The 7,290-nt window shown below is 43.2% G+C and carries 7 protein-coding genes; 5 read left to right on the top strand and 2 right to left on the bottom strand.

Features of this window, described 5'->3' with window-relative positions:
* The 4 genes from QUA45_RS27045 to QUA45_RS27030 form a co-directional block, all read left to right on the top strand.
* On the top strand, positions 1-586 hold a 586-nt coding region (locus QUA45_RS27045), incomplete at its 5' end, for a tetratricopeptide repeat protein (protein ID WP_333222901.1).
* A gap of 292 nt (positions 587-878) precedes the next feature.
* Positions 879-1,439, top strand: a complete 561-nt coding sequence (locus QUA45_RS27040) for a Uma2 family endonuclease (protein WP_333100882.1) — start codon at positions 879-881, stop codon at positions 1,437-1,439.
* 12 nt (positions 1,440-1,451) lie between these two features.
* Positions 1,452-1,667, top strand: a complete 216-nt coding sequence (locus tag QUA45_RS27035) for a hypothetical protein (RefSeq protein WP_333100883.1) — start codon at positions 1,452-1,454, stop codon at positions 1,665-1,667.
* Positions 1,667-1,840, top strand: a complete 174-nt coding sequence (locus tag QUA45_RS27030) for a hypothetical protein (protein WP_333100884.1) — start codon at positions 1,667-1,669, stop codon at positions 1,838-1,840. The genes QUA45_RS27035 and QUA45_RS27030 overlap by 1 nt, the downstream gene beginning before the upstream one ends.
* A 102-nt stretch (positions 1,841-1,942) precedes the next feature.
* Here QUA45_RS27030 and QUA45_RS27025 read toward each other — a convergent pair whose 3' ends face one another.
* Positions 1,943-3,250, bottom strand: coding sequence for an NF041680 family putative transposase (locus QUA45_RS27025; protein WP_333222899.1), 1,308 nt, complete (start codon positions 3,248-3,250; stop codon positions 1,943-1,945).
* A 129-nt stretch (positions 3,251-3,379) separates the two neighbouring features.
* Between QUA45_RS27025 and QUA45_RS27020 the strand changes: the two genes are divergently transcribed.
* Complete coding sequence (locus QUA45_RS27020; protein WP_333100525.1) at positions 3,380-6,730, top strand: NACHT domain-containing protein; 3,351 nt, start codon at positions 3,380-3,382, stop codon at positions 6,728-6,730.
* 96 nt (positions 6,731-6,826) lie between these two features.
* Here QUA45_RS27020 and QUA45_RS27015 read toward each other — a convergent pair whose 3' ends face one another.
* Positions 6,827-7,015, bottom strand: coding sequence for a DUF4058 family protein (locus QUA45_RS27015; protein ID WP_333222897.1), 189 nt, complete (start codon positions 7,013-7,015; stop codon positions 6,827-6,829).
* Between the last annotated feature and the right edge of the window lie 275 nt (positions 7,016-7,290).

Here is a 7,290-nt window from a genome sequence, read left to right as displayed (position 1 = left end):
CCGCTACAGCGATGCTATTGATTCTTACGATCGGGCGATCTGCATCCGGCCAGACAAATACGAAGTTTGGTACAATAGAGCCGCTGTGCTCGGAAAAATGCAGCGATATCAAGAATCGATCGAATCCTACGACAAAGCAATCGCCCTTAAACCAGAGGATTTTGAAGTGTGGCACAACCGAGGTGCAGCTTTCGACAAACTGTCGCAGCACGAAGCAGCAATTGCCTCTTACGAATCAGCAATTACCCTTAATTCGGAGTGTTACGAAGCTTGGTTTGCCAAAGGGGAATCTTTAGCAAAATTGCAGCGCAATGAAGAAGCGATCGCAGCTTATGAGAAAGCAATTGCTATTAAGCCAGACTCCTACGATGCTTGGCGTCATGTGGGGATAGTCTTGTCTGAATTAAAGCGGTATGAGGAAGCAATGGCAGCTTACGATCGAGCTATTGCCATCAAGCCAGATCATGCCGAAGCTTGGCGCGATCGAGGCGCAATTATATCGGAATTAAAACAGGATACACACGGAAATGAATCGGGGGAAAAAGAGACTGAAGTTAAGCCGAATTCCGTTGTTCAAAATTCATAGGTGTCAGGTAATCGGCAAGCGCACCTTACTTTTAAGTTAGTAAGGGATGAGAATATGTTGCCTGTATATCGAGAGCATCTTTGGCAAAAACAATCCAATTTCACTGTATTAATAGTTGGCGATGAACCATCACTACAGTTATTGAGGAGTATTTAAACAGACTTGATAGCGGGCATTAAAATGCTTTTTGTCTACGGTTTGTTATCTAATTTTTTTCTCTTTTGGCCGCTCTGTTTGGGGCGGTTTTTTTTATGGTAAATTTAGGTAAGCTGCAAACAAGGAGAATAGTTATATGTCTGTTCAGCTTCAAAAACGGTTATTTACAGTAAAAGAATATCATTTGATGACTGAGGTTGGTATTCTCTCGGAGGGCGATCGGGTAGAACTGATAGAAGGAGAGATTGTTAAAATGGCTGCAATTGGTACTCGTCACGCAAGTTCTGTTAAGCGTCTGATCGCTGTGTTCTCGGATTTGGAGAGAAGACGTGCGATTCTAGGTGCCCAAGACCCTATCCAGTTGACGGAGCGCACTGAACCTCAACCGGATGTTGTATTGCTGCAACCTCGCGCTGACTACTACGCCACAGCCCATCCAGTACCGTCAGAAGTTTTGCTGCTAGTGGAGGTTTCAGATAGTACGGTTGATTATGACAGAGATGTGAAAGTATCCATTTACGCTCGATCGCTCATTCAGGAAGTTTGGCTGGTAGATTTAGTTGAAAATTGTTTGGAAGTCTACCGTCAGCCAGGCCCGAACGGTTATAGTTTAATGCTCAAGTTTTGGCGCGGTCAACAAGTTGCGCCGCTGGCTTTTCCAGATTTAGAAGTGAGCGTTGATTTTATATTGGGTTAGTATGAATAAGTAATGGCAGCTAACGATCGAGCGATCGCCATTAAGCCTGAGAATGCGGAAGCTTGGCGCGCTCGCGGCGCAGTTGTATCGGAATTAAAGCAGGATACAGACAAAATTGACTCCGGGAAATGTGATATTACAAATGCCTCAGATAGCAAGGTGGAGCAACCTAAAGTCAGCAGATTCGATGTAAGGACTGATTATTATATAGCACTTTTCAGTAATTAATGAGGTACGCCTGGGAATTGGAATGCGATCGGGGCGTACTTCTCTTATTTGAGAATCGGTATAGTGGCTTAGGGGAAAATCTGGTGAGTGCGATCGGCACGGGTGACTGTGGCGAGACTAACTTGTGGGTAGGAACGCCCTGCGGCTTGAGTTGTTACAGCTTTTGCTTTTGAAACAAAATACAATATGCTTATATCTGGAGTTTAGACTAAGAAAAGCTGGCTCAGTTAGAAACTGAGGCATAAAAAATCAATTGGGCAGCCAAATATATGTGATTAAGAAGTCAAATTTCGATGATTTTGGAACTGACCTCGACCCTTTTTTACTACTGGATAGCGAATGCGCTCAGAGCGAGATTGACCAGTCGGCCAACCAGGGGATTTTCCCCGTGGTTTTGGTGCTTGAGCTGGAGTGCCAATCTTGACCAAAAGTGGGAAAAGGGATTGAGCCACCCGTCCTGGAGTCAAATTAGTCAGAGGTTTTTGCCAAGGCAAGTGATAGTCTCGAACTAAATCTTGAGCCAACCACAACTGCCAAGTTAACAGAGGCATCAAATCGCTCCAACGGTCACATTGTTCTGGGGTACTTAGATGGGGTAGAGTCCAATGTAATGTTTGCTTGGCTAAACGATACCAATGCTCAATGGCAAAACGGCGCAAATAGTCCATCCAGACTACTTCGAGCGAACAAGAATTCTCACCTATCCATGCTAACCATAAAGGTTTAACCTGACGACAATTACTAGCGACAGCCTTTGGCTCTACCAAGATCAATGTCATCGGATGTTGAGTACTAGAACGAAAGTGTAAGTTATCCCACCTTCTGATTTGTAATTGTCCTAGCTTTGGGTCATCTAATTCTACCATCTCCTCAGCAACCCACCAAGTCTGGGGGTCGTTGAGCTGAAATTTCTCCCCGTGACGACGGGGACGCCCTCGGCCAGAATAAGCTGGTGGGGCAGAGTATAAACAGCGATTAGAACGCAACCCGATTAACTTGTCGGCTTTGAGATGGGCGGTCTGCAAAACTAAACTGGCACACCCATATTCCCGGTCAAATAATACTAATGGTCGTTGTGGCAACCCTGCTATCACTTGCTCTAACTGCCCTGCCGCTTTACTGATGGGTGTATCCCAACTGGTGATTCGTTCGTGTCTTAAGGGTAAGGCCCAACTCCCTTGCGCCGAGGGTATCCAGGCAATTGTGCTGTAGCCCAAGCCGATTGCTATCGGTTTATTGCCATGAATCGCAGTGGCTTGATGTTCATAGGTACGCTCCCTCAAGGTTCGTGCATCTGGTCTCGCCCACGCTGTGTGGTCTACTGCTAAGATTGGTCTCTCTACTCCTGACATCTGCTCAAGATACAGTTTCATTAATTGCTCTCGGTCTGGCTCAGAGTCCTGTAAGGCTTCAGAGACGCTTGACCATTTTCTTCGAAACAATGGGTTGAGTGCCATCTCTGTTAAACAATTGGCTTTTGGCGTGGTCATCACTGCATCCATCAGCTCAAAGGTGGCATCTTTGGCTTGACCTAGCATTTTATAGGCTTGTTGACGAAATTCTCTCAAGGCTTCACAATTCATGGCAGGCAGATTTGAGGTTTTTTGCTAATTCTCAATTTTCTGCCTTTAGGGAGCCTGTGCCAATCACAGGCTCCCTTTTCTTTCCCTTGTTAGTCTAAACTCCAGTTATATATAAAGAAGGAAGTTAAGATGCTAAAACGAGTTCAGCGTAAAAAGTGGCAAAGATTTTTCCTCATCAGAAATCCACTGCTTGTAGGAATTTTTACACTAATTCTGACATTGCTGCTTGGCTGGGCTGGAACATTGCCCAGTCTTTCTCAGACTCCAACACCTCATTCCACTCAGAAATCAACTCCGACTTCCAAGAAGGAACTGATTGCCAAAATTAAGGAAAAACTTAATGAAGATTTAGCGTTTCGGATTGAGAACAAGCTTTCTCCCGATCTAAAAGAAGTCGAGAAAAAGGTTGAGCCGTACAAAAAGAAGCTGACTTCTCAAGAGATAGAAGAGATAGAAAGTTTTTATAAAAACGAATATACCCGGCTTAAGAAGGCTAAGGATTCCGATTTATGGGAGAAAGTCAACGATGGACTCCTCGATGGTCTGGGTTGGCTCGCAGCGTTTTTTTTTCTAATACTATGTATATGTAAGGAAACCTTACAAAAGGTAGTTAGCAGCTTTTTCAATGCGGTAGGTAATTGGATATATAACAGGTGTGCTGGAACTCGACTTTTACGTGGAATTGCTCTACGACATTATCGAAAGGGACTAATTGAAAAGTGTCAGGAGTTGAAAATCCCATTTCGACCAAATCGACCCCTAAAGATTCGCGAGATCTACGTTCCTCTCAAAGTTACAGGTACTAGGGATAATGAACAGCTCGATGCCTACGGTGCAGTGAGCAAGTATCGCCGACTTATGGTTAAAGGCGCACCTGGTTCTGGTAAATCAATGCTGCTCAAGTATCTTGCTCTTAGCTACGCGGAAGGTAGGTTGAATCTACCAGATCAACCTGTACCAGTTTTATTAGAACTCCATCGGCTAAGCAAATCAGACAAGTCATTAGAACAGCACTTTGTAGAGGCCTTAGATCGGGATGATTTTCCTCATTCTCAGCTCTTTATAGAGCATAGTTTAGCTCAAGGTACACTAATGTTGCTGCTAGATGGTCTTGATGAAGTCAACAGCGATAATCGCTGGCAAGTCGTGGCACAAATTAAGGACTTATTGGACAAGCACCCAAATTGTCGTGTCGTTATTACTTGCCGTACAGCAGTCTACAAAGGTGAATTTGACGATCTGAACCATCTTGAGACTCTGGAAGTTGTTGAATTCATCGAGCAACAGATTAGAGACTTTTTGAAGACGTGGAAACAATATATGCCACAAGGAAAGTCGATTGAGCAACTCATGCAGACGTTGCACGACCGACCTCGAATCATGGCGTTAGCACGCAATCCGCTCATGTTAACTATCATTGCCTACCTCTATGCTGATACCCCATTGGTACTGCCTCGCTCACGCGCTGAGTTCTATCGGAAATCTACAGATATTTTGCTAGATCAATGGCATCATGAACACAATCAGTTTCAGGCACGGGAGAAGCGGTTTGTACTCCAGGATTTAGCTATTTACAACCAAGATATTACTAAGCAGCAACAGCAAGATAGCGGTAGCATCAAATTCAAGACGGTTTTGCAGCAGATAAAGCTGTTACTTCCTGAGCTTAATCTCCAGCCTGACCAAGACGCTTTGCCTCTACTAAATGAAATTGTAGAACGTAGCAGCTTACTCATCAAAATAGATGGAGGTGAGAAATATCAGTTTGCTCATCTTACTTTGCAAGAGTTTTTCGCTGCGTCTAAGTTAATAGATGATAAGGATGGTCTACTCACTCGTTTCAAAGCTGATAATGACGCTTGGCGTGAGACAGTAAAACTCTGGTGTGGACTTGCTGGGGATAGTACCGATTTGATCCGGGAAGTACGCAGGATTTCGGAGATTACTGCTTTTGAGTGTTTAGCTGATGCTCAGAGGGTAGATTTAGCGTTGGCAGACGAAATTATCAATAGGTTCAAAGATCAACTAGGAAAAGGTAGTAACCACGAGGTGGTAAATCGTGCCTTTGCCTCTGTAGCTGCAGACGACCGGAGACGCACTGAGGTATTCAACTTCTTGAAAGATACGCTTGAAAATATTGGAGAAATAGATGCCCGCCGCGAGGCAGCAGCGAAGGCTCTGTCAATGACTAACTTAGCTGAAGCTGCTGATGTGCTGGCTCGTCAGTATGCAGATAGAGCTGAACTGCGTCCTTTACTACATTCTGCTTTGGTACGAATGGGAGATTTAGCTGTGTCAAAAATCTCATATTGGGTGGAAGCTGGAGCGATCGAATCATCTCTGCTGGAATCTAGCTCTGTCGAGTTGATGGACATTCTAGTTGATATAGGAACTCCGACAGCTACACAAATGCTAGTTTCTTGGATTTGGCATAGCAATCAGAGCTTAGCAAGTAGTGCTGCATTGCTCTTAGCACATTTGCTGCGACACTCCGAGCAAGAAAAAGTAATTGGGAGTTACAAACTTACAGAAGACCAGAAGAGAGTAAAAGAGCGATTGGACTGGATTTGGAAGCCTTTTGAAACATCCACTAACTCTAATTTGAGCATTATTGCTGGTCGGGTGGCTTATCTTATAAGTCGAGTTCCGCTTGAGATAGCTAACTCTGTGCGAGTGCTTTCGTTAGATCCTCGACTAATTATACCCATCTGTTCAATAGAGCTGTACGATCAGAAAACTAACTTAGTGCAAATCAAGTGGAAGCATTTACTTGTTTCAATTAAGAAGGGTATTGAGATAGCAAAAGAAAAGGAGTCGAGAAAAATTTCGATAGAAAGATATGACAACGAAATGCGCAAGCTTCTTGATGAAACAGAAACACTATGGGATTTCCTTTTCTTGAAGATAGAGCCTAGCCTACAAATTATCTTACTCTATCAATACGTATCCTATCCCCGCCTAATAGAGGAATATTGGTATGATAGTATAATAAAAATAGAGAAGGAAAAGAGAACAAAACTGTCCGTCCAACAATTCCAGGAACTTATGTTTTCAACAATGCCTGCTACTATTGTTACTGGAGTAATTACAGGATTGTTTTTCTTCGTAAATACTGAGTTGAAAAAGCTAATTAATTTAACCCCAAGCAACTTTTTCATTCAAAATACTCTCTTTATTTGTCTTTCGATTAGTGTCATTATATCGCTTAACTATTTTATGTGGAAATACCAAAAATTTATAGAATATAATTATTGGTTTTTGTATTGGAATTTTAAAAAAATCGTAAGATCTCGAGTCCGAGGAGAAACGAGGATTAGAATGATCTATTGGGAGTGGCGGGTTGAAGAAAGAACGTTAAGAGGCGTGGTAAACATGAGTATGTGGATTGAGCGGGTTGAGGGATTTTTAGAAAAGGAGATAGGAGAGGAGTTAGGGATGGAGATGGACGCAGAGTGGCAAAAGACCAAGGATGCAGTGTAAGCGAAAGGTGCATCAGCTACTACCCATTTATTTGGCATAATCCGGTTATACATCTTGTCTGTCCCATAAGAACTAAACCAAACATTAACTTGCAACTTAGACGCGCAACGATCGCACCCACTGAAAATCACCCTCACTCAGCACTGGTATAGACTGCACTGAATAATCGATCGCAAAATCTAGAGTCGCCTCCAGGTAAACTTGTCTCAAAATCTCAGATAAATTAACAACAGATTCTCCATCTCCTGACATATCTTTAACTTTCTCGTCTTGAAAAAGCTTCAAAAGAAAAGCAACGGGCCGATCGCCTAGCAGCAAAATTGCGCGAAATGGGGATTAATCCTGATGAGGTGTGATTGTTTTTAGATTGTTAAATGGTGTACAATCGCACTTTTTAAACAGCAGAAATATCAGAAGCCCCAAAAGGGCGATCGCTCCCCTCATCTATATCTCAATATTAAGATTTCCTTAGTTGCTGGCGTCGCGCACAGAAATCGGTGATACAATCAACAGCTTAGCTAGGGGTGCCCGAATATCCGGGCTGAGAAAACACCCTTAGA

This window comes from Microcoleus sp. Pol12A5 (assembly GCF_036701435.1).
Classification (GTDB): domain Bacteria; phylum Cyanobacteriota; class Cyanobacteriia; order Cyanobacteriales; family Microcoleaceae; genus Microcoleus.
Note: the sequence above shows the minus strand (reverse complement) of the source record. Positions and strands in the feature narration are given on the sequence as shown.